Source organism: Kitasatospora sp. NPDC001175 (assembly GCF_053598215.1).
Genome location: NZ_JBSFJU010000053.1, coordinates 1 through 18,867 on the forward strand (window position 1 = coordinate 1; position 18,867 = coordinate 18,867).

Here is an 18,867-nt window from a genome sequence, read left to right on the forward strand (position 1 = left end):
TCGGGGTGAAGCGCAACTGCCTGGAGGCCGACGAGCTGATCCGCGCGGTGCACATCCCGGTCGCCGACGGCCCGCAGCAGTTCTCGAAGATCGCCGCTCGACCGCCCCACCGGGCTGCGGCTTCGGACGACGGCCCGAGAGCGCCGGTCAGTCGGCGACGATCGCCGGGTCGCTGGTGCTGGGCCGCCCGTTCTCGAGGTGTCCGGCCAGCCGGCGCAGGAAGGTCACGTCCTGGTCGGAGTGGACCGTGAGGTCGTACCAGCCGTGACCGCGGCTGGAGTTGGCGGTGTGCACCGTGTGCGCGCCCGGGCGGAGCCGGTGCTCGGACCGGCGGTCGCTGCCGTAGGCGTCCGTGACGGTGATCCGTACCGTCGCCGGGCCGTTGTTGGTGAGCACCAGCTGGAGCTGGCCGTCCCCGCCGCGCCGGGTGGTCAGTTCCACGCCCGCGCTGCCGGCCTGGCCCTTGAACTGGCGCAGGAAGCCGTTCGGCCCGTGCACCGAGTAGTCGTAGGCACCCTTGACGTCCCAGTCGCCGACGAGCCCCCGACCGGCCTCGACGGTGTACGTCCAGGGGCCGTTGCCGTCGGTCACCGAGGTCACGTGGAAGGTCGCCCCGGCGGCGCCGTGGCTGGCGAACTCGACGGACAGCCGGCCTGGCCGGACGACGGCGTCGGCGGTGAGGTCGTACGGCAGCGGGCGGGCCGGGCGCAGTCCGCGCTCCTGCTTGGGCAGCGCGGGGTGGGCCGGCGGGGTCGGGACGTAGTCCGGGTGGCGGCCACGGTCCGGCGGGAGGTAACCGCCGGTGTCCGGCAGTTCCGGTACCCGGGCGTCACCGTGGGAGAAGTCGAAGGCCGCGGTCAGGTCGCCGCAGACGGCCCGGCGCCAGGGCGAGATGTTCGGCTCGTGCACGCCGAAGCGCCGCTCGATGAACTGGATGATCGAGGTGTGGTCGAAGGTCTGCGAGCAGACGAAGCCGCCCTTGCTCCAGGGCGAGACGACCAGCATCGGCACTCGCTGGCCCAGGCCGTACGGGCCGGTCATCAGCGCACCGTCGGTCGCGTGGTAGATCTCGGTGGTGGTGTCGGCGGTGCTCTGCCCCTGCGCCGGGGAGGCGGCCGGGAACGGCGGGACGACGTGGTCGAAGAAGCCGTCGTTCTCGTCGTAGGTGATCAGCAGCGCGGTCTTGGCCCACACGTCGGGGTCGGCGGTGAGCGCGTCCAGCACCTGGGCGATGTACCAGGCGCCGTAGTTGACCGGCCAGTTGGGGTGCTCGGTGAACGCCTCGGGGGCGACGATCCAGGAGACCTGCGGAAGCCTGCCCGCCAGCACGTCGGCCTTGAGCTGGTCGAAGTAGCCCTCGCCCTTCCTGGCGTCGGTGCCGGTGCGGGCCTTGTCGTAGAGCGGGTCGCCGGGCTTGGCGTTGCGGTAGTTGTCGAAGTAGAGAAGGGCGTTGTCGCCGTAGTTGCCGCGGTAGGCGTCATTGAGCCAGCCCCAGCTGCCGGCCGCGTCCAGGCCGTCGCCGATGTCCTGGTAGATCTTCCAGGAGACCCCGGCCTGCTCCAGCCGCTCGGGGTAGGTGGTCCAGTTGTAGCCGGCCTCGGCGTTGGTGATGACCGGGCCGCCGCCCTTGCCGTCGTTGCCGACGTAGCCCGTCCACATGTAGTAGCGGTTCGGGTCGGTGGGGCCGAGCAGCGAGCAGTGGTAGGCGTCGCAGATGGTGAACGCGTCGGCCAGGGCGTAGTGGAAGGGGATGTCCTCCCGGGTCAGGTAGGCCATGGTGGTGGTGCCCTTGGCCGGGACCCACTTGTCGTACCGGCCCTGGTTCCAGGCGACGTGGCCGCTCTCCCAGTCGTGCGGCAGGTCCTGGAGGAACTGGAGGCCGAGGTTGTCGGCCTCCGGCCGGAACGGCAGCACGTCCTTGGTGCCGTCCGACTGGTACCAGACCGCCTTGCCGTTCGGCAGGTTGACCGGGTGCGGGTCACCGAAGCCGCGCACACCGCGCAGGGTGCCGAAGTAGTGGTCGAAGGAACGATTCTCCTGCATCAGGACGACGATGTGCTCGACGTCCTTCAGGGTGCCGGTCCGACGGTTCGCCGGTATCTCGGCGGCGCGGGCGATGGTGCTCGACAGCGCGGACATCGCGGCGGTGCCGCCCGCCAGCTGCAGGAAACGTCGACGGTTGATCTCGGTCATGTGGGCCGGCCCTCCAGGGTCGTCCGAGGTGCTGGTGCTGCGGGGACAGTGTCATCAAGCGTTCGACAACATCCCACGGCGCCCGGGGGAAACCAAGGGGAAGCCTGGGTTAAGACCGTCGACCTCGGGCGCCCGCAACTGCGGCCGGGGCCGCGGCTGCTGACGAGACGGGAGTGCGCCGTCCGGCAGCGGCCGCCGCACACGCGCTTGTGGTACCACCGCCGCTCTTCGGGATAACCCCACCCCATGACGGTGGCTGCCCGGGGCGACCTCAGGACGCCGGGCTCCTACCGTGGTTGCCATGAACTCGCCGCTCGCGGAAGAGGCCACTCGCACATGTCAACGTCGTTACGGCCCGGGCAAGTTGGTGGCCCTGACGGCCGCCTCCGCTCTCGCCACCGGGGCCTTCGCCGCCGGCGCCAGCTCGGCGGCGGCCGCTCCCGAGGGCACCCCGACCCGCCTGGCCGCCCACCACCGGGGGCAGCTGGTGTCCCACAGCCACCTGCGGTCCCTGACGGCGCGGGAGACCGCCGCCGAGCTGACCGGCACCGGGTTCTCCGGCGCCTTGGCCCGGTACGGGGTGGACACCTACCGGCTGGTGTACCGGACGGTCGACCCGCAGGGCCGTCCGACGACCGCGAGCGGGCTGCTCGTCCTGCCGCACGGCGGAGCGCGCACCCTGCGCACCGTGGTCTTCGAGCACGGCACCACCAGCTACCGGGGCGACGCGCCGTCGAAGCAGCAGCACGACTTCGCCACCTCGCCCGAACTCAGCTACGGCGCGGCCGGGTTCGCCGCGGTGGCGCCCGACTACCTGGGGCTGGGCACCGGGCCGGGGTTCCACCCCTACATGGACCTGCCCTCGGAGACCACGGCCTCGCTGGACATGCTCCGCGCCGCGAGCGACTTCGTGCGCGGCGCCCGCACCGACGCCGGCGGCCGCTCCCGGCGGACGCTGGACCGCGAGGTGCTGGTCACCGGCTTCTCCCAGGGCGCCTCCGCCGCACTGGGACTGGCCAAGGCGCTGGACCGGGGCGCCGATCCGCGGTTCCGCCTCGGCGCCGTCGCCCCGGTCAGCGGCGCGTACGCCCTGCGGGAGGTCGAGCTGCCAGCGCTGACCGGCGGCCGGATCACCGCGAAGATGGGTGTGCTGTACACGGCGTACCTGCTGGTGTCCTGGAACCGGCTGCACCACCTCTACGCCTCGCCCTCCGAGGTGTTCCGCCCGCCGTACGCCGACTCGATCGAGCGGCTCCTCGACGGGAACCACACCGGTGAGCAGCTCATGGCGGGCACCCCCGACACCCTCGACGCGCTCCTCACCCCGCGGGGTCTGAACTTGCTGCGCCACCCGGACGGCCGGCTCCTCGCGGCCCTCCGGACCGCCGACGGCGTGTGCTCCGGCTGGTCGACGCACGCCCCCGTGCGCCTGTTCGCCACCCGCTCCGACAGCGAGGCCGTCGCCGCCAACACCGACCACTGCGCCGCGGCCTTCCACTCCGCCGGTGTGCCGGTCACCGTCACCGACCTGCCCGCCGCCCCCTACCAGAACTCCACCCACCTCGGGTCCAACGTGGTCGCCACGGCCGAGATCGTCCGCTGGTTCAGCTCGCTGCGGCCCGCCGCCGGGGCACCGGCCTCGTAGCCGGCGCCCCGGAGATCAGCCGGCGGCGCGGACGGCCGCGCCGAGGCGCCGGGCGGCCGGCCAGTTCGGCAGGGTCCGCGGCGGCCGCGAAGCCGAGCCGGAGGTGGCCGGCCGGCGGCTCGGCCGGGAAGTAGCGGGTCCCCGTGTCGAGGGACACGCCGTGGGCCCGGGCGAGCTCGGCGACGACGGAGTCGGGCAGGCCCGGCGGCAGCCGGAGCCAGAGGTGGAGGCCGCCGGCGGGTAGCCGGCCGAGGGTCCAGTCCGGGAGTTCGCGGGAGAGTGCCTGGGCCGGGGCCGCGCAGCGCTCCCGCAGGGCGGTGGCGAGGGTCCGCAGGCGGCGGTGATCGGCTGGTCCTCTCCCTGGTGGTCCGGCTGCGGGCGCTGCCCACGGAGCCGGTGGTAGAGCCGGCGCCGGAACCGGCGGCTACCGGTTCCGGCGGCGAGGGCCTGTCCGGCGGCTGGGTCCGACAGGCACGAACGCGGCGGTGAAGGGCGACTCCGTCACCACTGTGCGGCCCGCGCGGCGGCGGGAGCCGTCGGCGAACCGAGTTGCCACTCGCCTCCTACCACTTCTCGTCCCGGACGATGTCCAGGTTGACGAAGCGCGGCTCGCCGTCGCAGAGCCCGCGCATCTCCTCGGCGATGTGCTGGGTCTCCGGCAGGGCGCTGTTGGCCATGGCCCTCTCGTAGCTGGGGAACTCGACGATGTTGACGAAGTGCGACGGCTTGTCCCGGTCCTGGCCGAGCATCTCGTGGGTCGCGGTGCGCTTGCCCTCGGTGGCCTTCAGCCACTCGTCCATCAGATCGTCGACCCGGGCCTTCTGCGTGGTCTCGTACTCGATGAGCTGGAGAAACGTCATCGTGTTCACCTTCTCGGGTGCGCGGACGCCATGTCTTCAGCTTCCCGCTACCGCCGGGCGGCCACCACCCCCTGCGCACCGCTCCCGCCCTGCCCGGGCCTAAGGGCGGCGGGCCGGCTCCCGGGACACGGGCAGGTACCGCTCGCCCAGGCGCCAGAACAGCCGGTTGCCGAGGCAGTCGTCCAGGTACGGGACCCCCGCCGTGTAGCCCGAGCCGGCGGCGTCGCCGATCATCCTGGCGGCGAGCGAGTGGTGCGTCGCCTTCCAGTGCTGGTGGCTGTGCTCCAGCCGGGCCAGTGCGGCATCGAGGGCGGACCACTGCTCCGCGGTGAAGGACTTCGACTCGCGGACCGCGAGATAGGCCAGCGAGATGCTGCCGGGGTCGGCGGCGGCCTGCTCGGCCACCGACGGCACGCTGCCGAACGCGGGCGAGAGCCGGCGCTCCTCGCGCGGGCTGCCGCAGAGCCACTCGAACCGCTTGTACTGCTCGGACTGGATGGCACTCGATCCCTCGGTGTACTGCCTGAACCGCCGGAACCCGCCGATGTCCATCGTGGCCAGCAGGCTGAACAGCAGGCTCGCCCGGTCCAGTTGCCCGGCGGCCTCGGTCAGCGCCGCCACCGCACCGCCGGGCCGCCCCCGGCCGAGCAGGTCGCGGGCCTGGCGGGCGCAGCCCACCAGAGCGGTGAACACCGTCTCGTAGCTCTGCAGGACCCGGAGGAAGAGGTACTCGTCGTGCAGCAGGTAGACCGGCTGCATGCTGAGCGCGATCCGCCGGCCGACCACCGGATCCACCTGCGGTGCCATCGAGTCGAGCACCTTCTCCAGCTCCGGCAGCTCCGACCCCCGGGCGTGGCTGAGCCGGTCGACGTCCGCCTTCTCGCTCCCGGCCGGCGCGTAGCCGCTCAACAGCCGCAGGCCGTACCGCAGCCGCTTGTGCCGGACCGTGGCGTCCGGGCGGCCCTGCGGCAGGGTGGCCGGAGGGTCGCGGTCCGCGGCCAGTTCGTACCGCAGTGCGTCGGCGACGAGCAGGCCGACCAGTTCGGTGCCGGCGACCCGCGGCCGGGGTCCGCGGACCAGGTCCTCCAGCAGGGGCAGGCAGAGGTAACTGCGGTAGCTGTAGCGGCCGTCATGCTTGTCGAGCGCACAGTCCAGGAAGGCCCGCAACACGGACCCCCCGCACGCGTCGCCGGGCACCGCGCCGCTTCGGCAGAGCGCGCGGGCGCCCTCCAGCGCGGTGGCCAGCGGCCCCGGGAGGAAGTGCTTTCCCGTGGTCTGGATCTCGCGCAGGACGGCGTCGAACGGGAACAGCTCGGGCTCGGGATCGCTGAGCCAGCCGTTCACGGCGGTGAGGGCGCTGTCGGACGGGGTGTCACGCATCATCGGCCCCAGACTGTCCGCAGCCCGGACGACCGGCGCGGCGGGCGGGTACGAAAGGGTGACGTCCCCCGCGCCGCCGGGTGGCCGACCGGGTGGCGGCCGTCCGCCGTGCTTGGCTGCGCGCATGCGCGACAGGGCAGGTGGCGACGGCGGGGACGGCACGACCGGTGGCGGCGGGGGCACGGGCGAGGAGAACCGGGGCGGCGGGGCTCCCGGAGGAGGAGGCCGGGGCCGCGGGCCGCTGCTGCTGTTCGCGAACTTCGTCTCCGACGTGGTCTGCGGCCGCCAGGCGGCCGACCTGAACCTGCACGGGATGGCGCAGTCCTCCCGGAAGGTCTGGCTGACGCGTCCCGGGGACGTCCTGGTGACGCAGTTCCCGGTGAGCCGGGACTTCCGGCGGTACGCCTGCGGCCTGCTCGGCATGACACCCGAATCGGTGACCGTGATCAGCACCGACGCCGATCCGACGCTGCCGCTCGCCGAGGCGATCGACCGCACCCCGGGGCTGAGCGGCCGGCTGCGCGCCCTGGTCGCGGAGCGGCCCGGCATCGAACTGCTGCCCATCGTGCTGGACCGGTCGACGGTCCGGCTCGCCGCCGAGCTCGGCCTGCCGGTGTCCGGGTACGGGGACGGGTACCGTCGCCGGGCCCGCGGCGCCGTCCCGGGGGGCGAGGCCGCGGAGGCGGTGCCGGAGAGCGCGCTCGAGGCGGTGGACCGGCTCAACACCAAGAGCGGCTTCCGTCAGGCCGCGCGGAGCCTGGGTATCCGGGTGCCGGCGGGCCGCTCCTGCCGCGACTGGTCCGAGGTCGTCGCCGGCGTGCGCGAGCTGCTCGACCGGTACCCCCGCGTGTTGGTGAAGCCCGCCAGGGCGGCTGGCGGAGACGGCCTGCGGATCCTCACCCGAGCGGACCTCCCACGCCTGGCTCGCCGTCACCCGCCCGGAGAGCGGCGGGCCGAGGGGTGGGTGGTCGAGGAGTACGTCCCCTTCGTCCGCGACGTCAGCGTGCAGATGGAGGTGGGTCCCACCGGCCCGGCCGTCGTCTACACCGGCGAGATGCGCACCCGGGACTGCAGCTACCACGGATTCGCCTCGCCGCTGACCGAGCCGGGGCCCGGCCGCGAAGGCACCGTCGACGACGCTGCGGACTCCGGCGCCGCGGGCTGCGGCGCGCGGGCCGGCGGAGTTCGCCGGGAACTGGAGCGGGCCGGGATGGCCCTCGGCGGCTACCTGGCGGACCGCGACTACCGGGGCAGGTTCAGCGTCGACGCCGGGGTGGCCGAGGACTCGGCGGTGTACGCGGTGGAGAGCAACGTCCGCCGTACCGCCACCACGGCGCGGCAGGCCATGGTGCAACGGCTGGCCTCGGTGAGCGGCCGCTCCGAGCTCGCCTGGCTGACCGACACCAGGCCCGGCCCGCACCCCACCGATCTGGCGGCCGTCCAGGCACTGCTGCGGGACTGTGGCCTCACCTACTCCCACGAGCGGGGTGAGGGCGTGGTGCTGTCCGTCGAGTCCGTCTCCCCCGACGCCGGCTGGCACTACGCGGCCATCGCGGCCGGCCCCGGGCGCGCGGCGGAACTCGAACGCTCCCTGCAGACCGTGCTGGACGCCGCGCTCGACGACCGTTCCGACCGCCTCACGTCCCCGTCAGCACACCGTCCAGATCGCTGAGTTCGGCACGCGAGGCGACCCCCAGCTTCGGGTAGGCCTTGTAGAGGTGGTGGCCGACCGTACGCGGGCTGAGGAACAGCTGCGCGGCTATGTCCCGGTTGGTGAGGCCCTGCGCCGCGAGCCGGACGATCTGCAGCTCCTGCGGGGTGAGGGCGGCGAGCGGACCGGCCGCCTGCCCCGCGGGGGCGGTGGAACCGGTGGCGGTCAGCTCGGCGCGGGCCCGGTCCGCCCAGGGGGCGGCGCCGAGCTGTTCGAAGGACTCCAGCGCGGTGGTGAGCCAGGAGCGGGCCTCGGTCCGGCGCCGCTCCCGGCGCAGCCACTCACCGAAGAGCAGCGCGGTCCGCGCCTGTTCGAAGGGGCGGTGGTCCCGCTGGTGCAGTTCGAGCGCGGACCGGTACGCCGACTCCGCCAACTCGGGGGGCGCGAGCAGCGCCTGGCAGCGCAGCACCAGCGCCTGCGCCCAGGGACGGCCGGTGACCGCGGCCCACCGCGCGAAGCGCTCGTACGGCTCGGCCGCGCGCTCCGGCTCGCCCAGCCGGACCACCGCCTCCACGAGATCGGGCACCGCGCGGGTGGCGGAGACATGGTGCCGGAACCGGCCGCCGGCCAATCGTTCCAGCCGGTCGGCGGCCAGCCCCGCCCGCCCCTGCCCGAGGTCGAGCAGCCCCGACGCCCACTGCGCCCACGGGTACCCGGCCGCCGGTGCGGAGCCCGGCCCGTCCAGCGCCGCCGCGGCCAGCTCCGTGCAGGGGCCGTCGGCACCGGCGAGCGCCGCCAGGTAGGCGAGCAGGCTCCTCAGCTGGCTCACCCACTGGCGCTGCCCGGTGTCTGCCGCCAGCGCCAGGCCCTCGGTCGCGGTGACCTCGGCATCGCGGTGGCGTCCGTGGAAGAGTTCGGCCTCGGCGAGGAAGTACAGCAGGGTCGGCAGCTGCCCGACCGCGCCCTCGGCCCGGGCCTCGGCCACCAGAGCGGCGGCGAGCCGGTAGGTCTCCTCGTCCCGTCCGAGGATCAGGGTGGCCCCGCAGACCTGCACCAGGTCCCTGACGGCGTCCGCGCCCGCCCGCCGGGCCGCCGCCACCGTCTCGTCCACCGGCGGCAGTTCCGGCGCGAGGCCGCCGACCACCGGCAGCGCGGCGGCGAGCAGATACCGGGCCGGCGGCTCGGCCGGATCCCCGATCGGCAGCTCCAGCGCGGCCAACCGGTCCAGTACGGCGGCCAGTTGCTCCTCCCCCAGGTACCAGGCCGCGTGGAACGCCTGGAACAGCATCCGGGCGGTGTGCGTGGCCTCGATCTCGGACGTCGCGGCCGCCATCAGGAGCTCGTACGCGGCCGGGTAGGCGCCGCGCCAGAACTGCGCGGTCGCCCTGATGTGCTCCAGCAGCGCCACCGCGAGCGGCCGCCCCCGTCCGTCGAGGTGGGGCAGGCCGTCCGTACGGGCCAGTGCGCGCTCGGCCAGTGCCGCCGCCCGGTCCAACTCGCCGGCGTCGGTGGCGGATTCGGCGGCCAGCACCAGCCGCCGGACAGCGGTGAACCGGTCCGGGGTCAACCGGGCGGCCCGCTCGTACGCCGAGGCCGCGCCGCTGGGACCGCCCCGGGCTCCGGCTCGCAGGGCCGTACGCTCCAACGCGTCGGCGAGGCCGGCGTCGGGGCCGGTCGCGGCGAGGGCGAGGTGCCAGGTACGGCGGTCGCCCTCGTCCAGCGCCTCGCCGATGGCCCGGTGCGCGGCCAACCGCTGGGTCAGCGGGGCTCGTTGCATGATCGCGGCGCGGATCAGCGGGTGCCGGAACACCAACCGCTCGTCGGCCGACAGCCTGAGCAGCCCCGGCCGCTCCGCCGGCGGCAGGCTCTCGGGGCCTGCACCGAGCGCCGCCGCGGCGGACAGTACGACCCGCAGGTCCCCGGTCTCCTCCGCGGCGGCGACCAGCAGCAGGGTCTGGGTGGCGGCCGGAAGCCTGGACACCTGGCCGTGGAAGGCGAGTTGCAGGCGGCTCGTGAGCGGGACCGCGCCGACGGCGCTGGACTGCTCGGCGGCGAGCGCGGCGGGCAGTTCGGTGAGCGCCAGCGGATTCCCCCGCGCCTCGGCGAGGACCCGCCGGTGGACGGCGGCGATCCTGGCGGTGTCCTGGGCGTCCCCGCTCCCTCTGTCCAGGTCCCGGCCTGGCGGCAGCGCGGCGAGCAGTGCGGACGCGGCGGCCGGGGGCAGTGCCGCCAACGGGAGTTCCGGCAACCCCGGTGCGGGAAAGGAGCCTTCACCGTCACGGGCGGCGAAGAGCAGCACCACGCCCTCGTTGCCGAGGCGCCGGGCGGCCAGCAGCAGCGCCTCCGCCGAGGCCCGGTCGAGCCACTGGGCGTCGTCCACCAGGCACAACAGCGGCCCACTGGCGGCGAGTTCGGCCAGCAGGGCGAGGGTGGCGAGCCCGGCGAGCAGCCGGTCGGCCGCCGGGGCGGCCGGCCCGGACGAGGCTCCCGAGGGGCCCGCCGGTCGGTCGGTCAGCCCGAACGCCGCTTCCAGCGCCCGCCGTTGCGGGGCGGGCAGCGCGGCCAGCCGGTCGAGCCCCGGGGCCAGCAGCAGGCTGAGCCCGGCGAACGGCAGCTCCGCCTCGTACTCGACTCCGGTGGCCCGGACCACCCGGAAGGGCGGCTGCCCGTTCGCCGGCCCCGAGCCGCCGGCCCCGAACTCGTCCTCGTACCAAGGGTCCGGTCCGGCCGCCCCTTCCCCGGCCTCCCCGGGGCCGGGCACACCCGGCCCGGTGGCGCCTGCCGCGCCTCCGTCCGCCCCGCCGGGCCCCGGGCCCGATCCCGCCAGCGCCACGCGCTCCGCGTGGTCCAGCAACGCGCTCTTCCCGATGCCCGGTTCGCCCCGCAGCACCAGGACCCCGCTGCGGCCCGCCCTCGCCCCGTCGAGCAGCCGGCCGATGGCCGCCTGCTCCTCCGCCCTCCCGAACAGCATGGCTTGCACCCTACCTACGCCGGTGCGGATACCGGTCGCCGCGATGACCTATCCGTGACTGATTCGCCGTCACCCCGCCCCGCCGTACCTTCATGCCATCGGAGGAACGCAGCGTCGGGAACACCCCGGCAGGCACCTCGGAAGAGATCACCGAACGAGCCGAAGGAGCAGGAAGATGACCGACCTCCAGCAGGTGGCCGAGCGCTACATCGCCGTCTGGAACGAGACCGACCAGGCCGCCCGCCGCAAGCTGATCGACGAGCTGTGGGCCGAGGACGGCGGCTACACCGACCCGCTGGTGGACGTCCGGGGGCGGGACGCGATCGACGCGACCATCGGCGCGGCCCAGGCCCAGTTCCCCGGCCTGGTCTTCACCCTCGGCCCGGTGGACGCCCACCACCACCTGGCCCGGTTCACCTGGGACCTCGGTCCGGCCGGCGCCGAGGCGCTGGTGGTCGGCTTCGACGTCGTCACCGTGGACGAGGACGGCCGGATCAGCGCGGTGCTCGGCTTCCTCGACAAGGTTCCGGCCGCCTGACCCCGGTCCCCGTCCCGCCCCTGCCCTGCGCCCGCGTCCCTCGCCGCCGTCCCACCGGGCGCTGGCCGGGCTCCTCGGCCGGCGGCGGCCCGGGGACGGCGGCGCCGGGCGGCGTGCCGGGCTCCGGCCCGGTTCCCACGGCATTCCGCTCGGCGCCCGACATCGGGTTGGATGGGGGAATGAGTGAGCAGCAGAGCGCAGCACCTGCGTGGGAGCAGCGGTTCCGGGCGGCGCGGGTAACGCTGCCGGACTGGGCCGAGGACGCCCCCGAGCGGGCGCTGTACGTGTCCAACGCCACCGGCACCTACGAGGTCTACGCCTGGGACCGGTCGACCGACCAGCACCGGCAGGTCACCGACCGCCCGAACGGGACCACGGACGCCGAGCTGAGCCCGGACGGCGAGTGGATCTGGTGGTTCGACGACACCGACGGTGACGAGTTCGGCGTCTGGCGCCGCCGGCCCTTCCCGACCGGCCCGGCGACCGCCGCCACCGGGAGCGACGGCACGCAAGGCGCGGACGGCGCCGGGCGGGCCCGGGGCACCGACGAGGAGGCCGTTCCCGGCGTGCCCGCCGCGTACTCGGCGGGCCTCGCGATCGGCCGCGACGGCGCCGTGGTGGTCGGCACCTCCACGGACGACGACGGCACCGCCGTCTACCTGCGCCGCCCCGGCGGCACCGAGGTCGAGAGGCTGTACCAGCACCCCGAGTACGGCAGCGTCGGCGACCTCTCGTACGACTCCGCGCTGCTGGCCATCGAGCACACCGAGCACGGTGACGCGATGCACTCGGCGCTCCGGGTGGTCCGGGTCTCGGACGGCTCCACCGTCGCCGAGCTGGACGAGGTGACCGGCCGCCGGAACCCTTGCGGTGTCACCTGCCTGGGCTTCGCCCCGGCCGACGGCGACACCCGGCTGCTCGTCGCCCACCAGCGCAGGGGCCGCTGGGAGCCGATGCTCTGGGACGTCGCCACCGGCGCGGAGACCGAGCTGGCGCTCCGCGACGAGCAGGGCCGCGAGTTCCCCGGCGACCTCTCCGCACAGTGGCGGCCGGGTGCGCGGGCGCTGCTGGTGGAGCACGAGTACGAGGCCCGCAGCGAACTGTTCTCGTACGACCTGGAGCGGGGTGAGCTGGTCCGCCTGGACACCCCGCGCGGCACGGTCGCGGGTGCGACCGCCCGCCCGGACGGGACGGTCGAGTTCCTCTGGTCCTGCGCCGCCGAGCCCCCCGCGGTGCGGTCCACCGCCGGCACGGTGGTGCTGCGCGCCGCCGGGCCGGTGCCGCCCGGGTCCGTCCCGGTCGAGGACGCGTGGGTGGAGGGCCCCGGCGGCCGGGTGCACGCGCTGGTCCAGCGGCCGAACGGCCAGGGCCCCTTCCCGACCGTCTTCGAGATCCACGGCGGCCCGACCCACCACGACAGCGACTCCTTCGCCGCCGGTCCCGCCGCCTGGCTGGACCACGGCTTCGCGGTGGTCCGGGTCAACTACCGCGGCTCCACCGGCTACGGCCAGGCCTGGACGGACGCGCTGAGCGAGCGGATCGGCCTGATCGAGTTGGAGGACATCGGCGCCGTCCGCGACTGGGCGGTGGCCTCCGGCCTCGCCGACCCGTCGAGGCTGGTGCTCTCCGGCGGCTCCTGGGGCGGCTACCTGACCCTGCTCGGCCTCGGCACCCAGCCGGACAGCTGGACGCTCGGCCTGGCCGCCGTCCCGGTCGCCGACTACCTCACCGCGTACGCCGACGAGATGGAGGCGCTCAAGTCGCTGGACCGGACGCTCTTCGGCGGCACCCCGGAGGAGGTCCCGGACCGCTGGCACGCCTCCTCCCCGCTGACGTACGTCGAGCAGGTCAAGGCACCGGTGTACATCAGCGCCGGGGTCAACGACCCGCGCTGCCCGATCCGCCAGATCGAGAACTACGTCGAGCGGCTGGAGCAGCTCGGCAAGGTGCACGAGGTCTACCGCTACGACGCCGGCCACGGCTCGCTGGTGGTCGACGAGCGGATCAAGCAGCTCCGACTGGAGATCGACTTCGCGCTGCGGCACCTGCCCGCCCGCGAGGGGTGACCGCCGGGCCCGACAGCCGCTCAGCCCCCCGGGGAGCCCAGTCCGCTCCCCGGGGGGCGGCAGTGAGCCCCCGGGCCCGCCTCAGTCCAGGGCCGGGTCGAGGCCGAGCGCCCGGTCCTGGAGCAGCTCCGCCTCCCGCCGGACCAGGCGGAACCACATGAAGACGACGAACCCCGCGAAGACGAACCACTCCAGCGTGTAGCCGAGGTTCTGGAAGGCCCGCAGGCTCAGCCCGTCCCCGCCCTGCGGCTGGACGGTCGGCACGGCGGTGAGCCCGCCCGGCGCCGCGTCGGCGGCCACCCAGCCGTCGTAGGAGCGGTACGGCAGCACGTTGACCAGGGTCGCCGGGCTGATCGTGCCCAGCTGGCCGGCCGGCAGTCCGCCGGCCACCGCACCGCCGCTGCCGCTGTTCTCCGGAGCCTGCAGCCGGCCGGTCACGGTCACCTGTCCGGCCGGTGCGGCGGGCACCGGGACCGCACTGCTCGCCGTGCCCGTACCGGAGCCGTCCGGCGCACCGGGTACCCAGCCGCGCACGACGGCCACGGCCGGCCCGTCGGCGGTGCGCAGCGGGGTGAGCACGTAGAAGCCGTTCCTGCCGTCCACCGTGCGGTTGGGAACCAACAGCTGGTGCGCCGGGTCGTAGCTGCCGGTGACGGTGACCTCGCGGCCGACCGTGTCGGTGCCGACCTCGGCCGTCCCGCCGTTCAGTACGGAGGACAGCGGGGCGGCCGCCTGCGGCGCCTTCGCCGAGTTGCCGCCGTCCTTGTGGGTGGAGACCCGGTCCTCGAAGCGCCCGAGCTGCCAGGAGCCGAGCCAGAGGCAGACCGCGATGGCGACCAGGGCCAGGACTGTGCCGCCCAGCCAGCGCGAAGTCAGGAGAAACCGGTACACGCCCACCACGGTAACCATTCCTCACACCCGTCCGGTCCCCCGGGGCCGTGGCCGGGCCGGCCCGGCCGCGGCCCCCGCAGCGCCGTACCGCTCCGCTCGAGGCCCGCGACTGCCCGCTACTGCCCGCTACTGCCCGGCCGAGCCCGAGGTCGGGCTGTCGGACGGCGGCTGCGCACCCGCCGCCGGAACGGCCTCGGGTGCGGTGCGGTACAGCGTCCCGGTGCAGGCCGCGCTGACCTGGGTGGTCGCGGCGGCCGGGCCGCCGGACTCCGGCGTGTGCGCCAGCGTGATGCTCGACGGCGTGCTGGGCGGCGGGGAGCTGCTGGGGCTCGGGGCGGCGCTGGGCGAGGCCGTGGCCTGGGGCGAGGCCTCGGCGCCCGGCGCGGCCGCGACCGAGGGCGCCGCCTGCGGGGCCGGTGCGACGGGGCTGGCCGGGCCCCCGCCGGCTTTCGGACACTGCAGGTCCGGCACCCAGCCGAACCGGATCTGGTACCCGCCCTTCGGCGGCAGCACCAGGAGCCCGGTCGCCGGGCCCGGGTCGGGCAGGCCGATCGCCGGGTCGCCGGCCTGGTGGTCCAGCACCCTGACCTTCGGCGCCGGGCCGCCGTCCGCCGAGCTGACCGCGACCGTCCCCGGACCGGTCAGCTCACAGCTGCGCCCGGAGGTGTTGAACACGGTGAACCAGCCGTACACCTTGCCGCTGCCGTCCGCGGTGGACAGATGGGAGCTGCCGTCACCGAGGTCGGCCCGTACGCAGTCGGGCACCGGTGTGTTCCCGGCCGGGCTGCCGTCGGCCCCGGGAGAAGGGCTGGCGGCAGCGGAGCTGGCGTCGCTGCCGGGCGCGGCGGTGCCCGACCGGTCGGCCGAACCGGCCGGCCTGGGCAGGTGCGAGCGGCCCGCCCCGCCGTCCTCGGACGGCGGGACCTGGCTCTGGCGGTCGGACTCCGCGACGGCGTGACCGGTGGCCGCGCCGTCGGAGAGGTCGAGGTGCTGGACGCCCTTGATGGTCGGTACGGCGGCGGCGACGAGCAGCACGACGGCAACCGCACCGGTCCAGAGGTTGCGCTGCCGGGCACGACGCCGCGGGACGGCCTGCCTGATCCGCAACAGCGCGGCCGGGTCGGGCTGCACCTCGGTGACGGACTGGTGGAGCATCTCCCGGAGCCGTCGCTCCATCACCTCATCGGCCGGTTCGGCCTCTTCGGCCCGGACGGCGGTGCCCAGTCCCGGACTCCCGGCACCAACGGCGCGGCTCGAACCGCCTGACTGCCGGTCAGCGGCTGCCGTCCGCCGCGGCTCCCGCTCGCTGCCGATCGCACCCCCGTCGGCCACTGCACTGCGGACCGCGCCTTCGTCGGCCGGCCCGTCGCCGGTCATCCCCTCGCCGGGCGTCCTCTCGTCAGTCATCCTCGGCCTCCATCAGGACTCGCAGGGCCGCCAGGCCGCGCGATCCGTACGCCTTCACCGAGCCGAGGGAGATCCCCAGCACGTCGGCTACCTGTGCCTCCGTCATGTCCGCGTAGTAGCGCAGGACGAGCACCTCCCGCTGGCGGCGTTGCAACCCTCGCAGTGCGGTCTTCAACTGGTCGCGCTCCAGCGCATCGTAGGCACCCTCTTCTGCACTGGCCATGTCAGGCATCGGCTTGGGCAGCAGCCGCAGGCCGAGGATGCGCCGACGCAGCGTCGAGCGGGAGAGGTTGACGACGGTCTGCCGGAGGTAGGCGAGGGTCTTCTCGGGTTCGCGGACCCGGCGGCGGGCGGCGTGCACCCGGATGAACGCCTCCTGGACGACGTCCTCGCAGGTCGAGAGGTCGTCCAGGAGCAGGGCGGCCAGGCGCAACAGGGAACGGTAGTGCGCCTGGTACGTCTCGGTGAGGTGGTCGACGCTGGCTCCCGCCGCGTCCTCTGCGGCCGCGCCCATCCGGCTATCGGCCAACAGCCCTGCTCGGGACGGCAGCGCCACCGCCGGCAGCACGGGCACCCCGGACACCACGGGCGCCGCCGGCACCACCATTACGGGTGCCATGGGCACCACCATCACGGGTGCCATGGGCACCACGGAGACCGCCCCCACTACGTTCGCCACGCCTGTTGGACACTCGCTCCCCCGTCATGGTTGCCCGGCCGAAGGCACATTCTCCCGCATACGCAGAATCCCCCTCCAACGCCCTGGAGGGGGATCCGGACCGTCCACTTCCGGACGACAGTTCCTCGACGGAACGGCAGTTCCCGCCCGCAGGCAGAACACCGGTCGGCGCCTCGGCCACGGCACCTCAAGGCGATGCGCTGCGCCGCCTCAGCCGCCGAGCTCCGCCGCGACCAGCTCCGCGATCTGAGCGGTGTTCAGCGCGGCGCCCTTGCGCAGGTTGTCCCCGCAGAGGAAGAGGTCCAGCGCATTGGGGTCGTCCAGCGATCGGCGAACACGTCCGACCCAGGTGGGGTCGGTACCGACCACGTCGTTCGGGGTGGGGAACTCCCCGGCCGCCGGGTTGTCGTAGAGCACGACGCCCGGTGCCTCCCGCAGGATGTCCTGTGCGTGCTCCTGGCTGACCTCCCGCTCGAAGACCGCGTGCACGGCCAGCGAGTGCGCGGTGATCACCGGGATCCGGACGCAGGTCGCGGAGACCTTGAGGTCCGGCAGGCCGAGGATCTTGCGGGACTCGTTGCGGACCTTGAGCTCCTCGGAGGACCAGCCGTCCGCGGCCGCCGAGCCCGCCCACGGCACCGCGTTCAGCGCCAGCGGCGCCGGGAACGGCCCGTTGTCGGTGATCACGGCACGCAGGTCGCAGGTCTGCTCGCCGACACCGGTGCCCGCGACCTGCTTGAGCTGGTCGCGCAGTGCGTCCACGCCCGACTGCCCGGCACCGGAAGCGGCCTGGTACGAGGCCACCACCAGCTCCCGCAGCCCGTACTCGGCGTGCAGCGCGGCCAGGCCGCACATCATGGTGAGCGTGGTGCAGTTCGGGTTCGCGATGATGCCGCGCGGGCGGAACCTGGCCGCCGGCGCGTTCACCTCGGGGACGACCAGCGGCACGTCCGGGTCCATCCGGAACGCGCCGGAGTTGTCCACCACCACGACGCCCTTGGCCGCCGCGATCGGCGCCCACTGGGCGGAGACCTCGTCGGGGGCGTCGAACATCGCCACGTCGATGCCGTCGAACGCCTCCTCGCTGAGCGCGACGACCTCGACCTCCTCGCCGCGCACGGTCAGCCGGCGCCCGGCCGACCGCGGCGACGCGATCAGCCGGATCTCGCCCCAGACGTCCTCCCGCGAGGAGAGGAGGCCCAACATCACGGTCCCTACGGCGCCGGTGGCGCCGACGACCGCGAGGTTGGGCTTACGGCTCATCGGCCGGTGCCGCCGTAGACGACGGCCTCGTCGGTGGTGCTGTCCAGACCGAAGGCGGTGTGCACGGCCCGGACGGCCTCGTTCACATCGTCGGCACGGGTGACCACCGAGATGCGGATCTCGGAGGTGGAGATCAGCTCGATGTTGACGCCCGCCTCGGAGAGCGCCTCGAAGAAGGTCGCCGTGACACCGGGGTTGGAACGCATGCCCGCGCCGACCAGCGAGATCTTGCCGATCGCGTCGTCGTAGCGGAGCGACTCGAAGCCGATGCCCTCGCGGACCCGGTTGAGTGCGTCGATCGCCTTCTGGCCCTCGGTCTTCGGGCAGGTGAAGGAGATGTCGGTGAGGCCGGTGGACGCGGCGGAGACGTTCTGCACCACCATGTCGATGTTGACCTCGGCATCCGCGATGGCGCGGAAGATGCGGGCCGCCTCGCCCGGCTTGTCGGGTACGCCGACGACCGTGACCTTGGCCTCGGACGTGTCGTGGGCGACTCCGGAGATGATCGCCTGCTCCATTTCGCCCCCTTCGGGCTTGATCGGGTTGGCCCCACTCACAATCGTCCCGGGAAGCCCCGAGAAGGACGAGCGTACGTGAATCGGGATGTTATAGCGCCGGGCGTACTCGACACACCGGTCCAGCAGAACCTTGGAGCCGGAAGACGCCAGCTCCAGCATGTCCTCGAACCCGATCCAGTCGATCTTGCGGGCCTTCTTCACCACCCGCGGGTCCGCGGTGAAGACGCCGTCCACGTCGGTGTAGATCTCGCAGACCTCGGCCTCCAGCGCCGCCGCGAGGGCGACCGCCGTGGTGTCCGAGCCGCCCCGGCCGAGCGTGGTGATGTCCTTGCTGACCTGGGAGACACCCTGGAAACCGGCCACGATCGCGATGTTGCCCTCGTCAAGGGCGTTGCGGATCCGGCCCGGCGTGACGTCGATGATGCGCGCCTTGTTGTGCGTCGCGTCCGTGATGACGCCGGCCTGGCTACCCGTGAAGGACTGGGCGTCGAAACCCAGCGTTTTGATCGCCATGGCCAGCAGCGCCATGGAGATCCGCTCTCCTGCGGTCAGCAGCATGTCGAACTCGCGGCCGGACGGAATCGGGGTTACCTGTTCCGCGAGTTCGATGAGCTCGTCCGTCGTGTCGCCCATCGCGGACACCACGACGACGACCTCATGGCCGGCCTTCCTGGTGTCGACGATTCGGCGGGCTACGCGCTTGATGCCCTCGGCATCCGCAACGGATGAGCCGCCGTACTTCTGCACGACAAGGCCCACGTGCGCTCCTCGACTTGTGTCGTTCAGGGGGACTTGGGTGGCCCCT

The 18,867-nt window shown here is 74.0% G+C and carries 13 protein-coding genes; 4 read left to right on the forward strand and 9 right to left on the reverse strand.

Annotated features, from left to right (window positions below; all coding sequences use genetic code 11):
* Positions 1-147: 147 nt before the first annotated feature.
* The gene (locus ACWDAK_RS29615; protein WP_344636881.1) at positions 148-2,193 is read right to left on the reverse strand and encodes a phosphocholine-specific phospholipase C; all 2,046 of its coding nucleotides are present in this window, start codon (positions 2,191-2,193) and stop codon (positions 148-150) included.
* 301 nt (positions 2,194-2,494) lie between these two features.
* Here ACWDAK_RS29615 and ACWDAK_RS29620 point away from each other — a divergent pair, with 301 nt between their 5' ends.
* Entirely contained in the window at positions 2,495-3,838 is a 1,344-nt protein-coding gene (locus ACWDAK_RS29620; protein ID WP_344636880.1) for an alpha/beta hydrolase family protein, read from the forward strand.
* Positions 3,839-4,401: 563 nt separating this feature from the next.
* On the opposite strand, the gene ACWDAK_RS29625 is transcribed toward ACWDAK_RS29620, so the two are convergent.
* On the reverse strand, positions 4,402-4,698 hold the full coding sequence (locus ACWDAK_RS29625) for a DUF1330 domain-containing protein (protein ID WP_344636879.1): 297 nt from the start codon (positions 4,696-4,698) through the stop codon (positions 4,402-4,404).
* Positions 4,699-4,797: 99 nt separating this feature from the next.
* Positions 4,798-6,081 carry a tryptophan 2,3-dioxygenase gene (locus tag ACWDAK_RS29630; protein ID WP_344636878.1) on the reverse strand — a complete coding sequence of 428 codons (1,284 nt, stop codon included), beginning with the start codon at positions 6,079-6,081 and terminating at the stop codon, positions 4,798-4,800.
* Between the two features lie 121 nt (positions 6,082-6,202).
* Between ACWDAK_RS29630 and ACWDAK_RS29635 the strand changes: the two genes are divergently transcribed.
* Positions 6,203-7,750 carry a preATP grasp domain-containing protein gene (locus ACWDAK_RS29635; protein WP_344636877.1) on the forward strand — a complete coding sequence of 516 codons (1,548 nt, stop codon included), beginning with the start codon at positions 6,203-6,205 and terminating at the stop codon, positions 7,748-7,750.
* Here ACWDAK_RS29635 and ACWDAK_RS29640 read toward each other — a convergent pair.
* Positions 7,716-10,700, reverse strand: coding sequence for a helix-turn-helix transcriptional regulator (locus tag ACWDAK_RS29640; protein ID WP_427394548.1), 2,985 nt, complete (start codon positions 10,698-10,700; stop codon positions 7,716-7,718). The genes ACWDAK_RS29635 and ACWDAK_RS29640 overlap by 35 nt on opposite strands.
* 175 nt (positions 10,701-10,875) lie before the next feature.
* Here ACWDAK_RS29640 and ACWDAK_RS29645 point away from each other — a divergent pair, with 175 nt between their 5' ends.
* Positions 10,876-11,238 carry a nuclear transport factor 2 family protein gene (locus ACWDAK_RS29645; protein ID WP_344636875.1) on the forward strand — a complete coding sequence of 121 codons (363 nt, stop codon included), beginning with the start codon at positions 10,876-10,878 and terminating at the stop codon, positions 11,236-11,238.
* A gap of 179 nt (positions 11,239-11,417) precedes the next feature.
* Positions 11,418-13,304: a S9 family peptidase gene (locus ACWDAK_RS29650; RefSeq protein WP_344636874.1), complete on the forward strand. Its 1,887-nt coding sequence runs from the start codon at positions 11,418-11,420 to the stop codon at positions 13,302-13,304.
* Between the two features lie 81 nt (positions 13,305-13,385).
* On the opposite strand, the gene ACWDAK_RS29655 is transcribed toward ACWDAK_RS29650, so the two are convergent.
* From ACWDAK_RS29655 to ACWDAK_RS29675, 5 genes are all read right to left on the reverse strand, one after another.
* Positions 13,386-14,195 (reverse strand): SURF1 family protein, encoded by an 810-nt coding sequence (locus ACWDAK_RS29655; RefSeq protein WP_344636873.1) that lies wholly within the window; start codon positions 14,193-14,195, stop codon positions 13,386-13,388.
* Positions 14,196-14,321: 126 nt separating this feature from the next.
* The gene (locus ACWDAK_RS29660; RefSeq protein ID WP_427394549.1) at positions 14,322-15,602 is read right to left on the reverse strand and encodes a hypothetical protein; all 1,281 of its coding nucleotides are present in this window, start codon (positions 15,600-15,602) and stop codon (positions 14,322-14,324) included.
* Positions 15,595-16,221 (reverse strand): SigE family RNA polymerase sigma factor, encoded by a 627-nt coding sequence (locus ACWDAK_RS29665; RefSeq protein ID WP_344636871.1) that lies wholly within the window; start codon positions 16,219-16,221, stop codon positions 15,595-15,597. Before ACWDAK_RS29665 ends, ACWDAK_RS29660 begins: the two co-directional genes overlap by 8 nt.
* 270 nt (positions 16,222-16,491) lie before the next feature.
* Positions 16,492-17,544: an aspartate-semialdehyde dehydrogenase gene (locus tag ACWDAK_RS29670; RefSeq protein WP_344636870.1), complete on the reverse strand. Its 1,053-nt coding sequence runs from the start codon at positions 17,542-17,544 to the stop codon at positions 16,492-16,494.
* On the reverse strand, positions 17,541-18,821 hold the full coding sequence (locus tag ACWDAK_RS29675; RefSeq protein WP_344636937.1) for an aspartate kinase: 1,281 nt from the start codon (positions 18,819-18,821) through the stop codon (positions 17,541-17,543). Before ACWDAK_RS29675 ends, ACWDAK_RS29670 begins: the two co-directional genes overlap by 4 nt.
* Positions 18,822-18,867: the final 46 nt, after the last annotated feature.

Coding starts and splice junctions, on each gene's coding strand:
- ACWDAK_RS29660 (WP_427394549.1), bottom strand. CDS start 15,602: ATGACTGACGAGAGGACGCCCGGCGAGGGGATGACCGGCGACGGGCCG.
- ACWDAK_RS29665 (WP_344636871.1), bottom strand. CDS start 16,221: ATGGCACCCGTAATGGTGGTGCCGGCGGCGCCCGTGGTGTCCGGGGTG.
- ACWDAK_RS29670 (WP_344636870.1), bottom strand. CDS start 17,544: ATGAGCCGTAAGCCCAACCTCGCGGTCGTCGGCGCCACCGGCGCCGTA.
- ACWDAK_RS29640 (WP_427394548.1), bottom strand. CDS start 10,700: ATGCTGTTCGGGAGGGCGGAGGAGCAGGCGGCCATCGGCCGGCTGCTC.
- ACWDAK_RS29625 (WP_344636879.1), bottom strand. CDS start 4,698: ATGACGTTTCTCCAGCTCATCGAGTACGAGACCACGCAGAAGGCCCGG.
- ACWDAK_RS29645 (WP_344636875.1), top strand. CDS start 10,876: ATGACCGACCTCCAGCAGGTGGCCGAGCGCTACATCGCCGTCTGGAAC.
- ACWDAK_RS29635 (WP_344636877.1), top strand. CDS start 6,203: ATGCGCGACAGGGCAGGTGGCGACGGCGGGGACGGCACGACCGGTGGC.
- ACWDAK_RS29650 (WP_344636874.1), top strand. CDS start 11,418: ATGAGTGAGCAGCAGAGCGCAGCACCTGCGTGGGAGCAGCGGTTCCGG.
- ACWDAK_RS29615 (WP_344636881.1), bottom strand. CDS start 2,193: ATGACCGAGATCAACCGTCGACGTTTCCTGCAGCTGGCGGGCGGCACC.
- ACWDAK_RS29620 (WP_344636880.1), top strand. CDS start 2,495: ATGAACTCGCCGCTCGCGGAAGAGGCCACTCGCACATGTCAACGTCGT.
- ACWDAK_RS29630 (WP_344636878.1), bottom strand. CDS start 6,081: ATGATGCGTGACACCCCGTCCGACAGCGCCCTCACCGCCGTGAACGGC.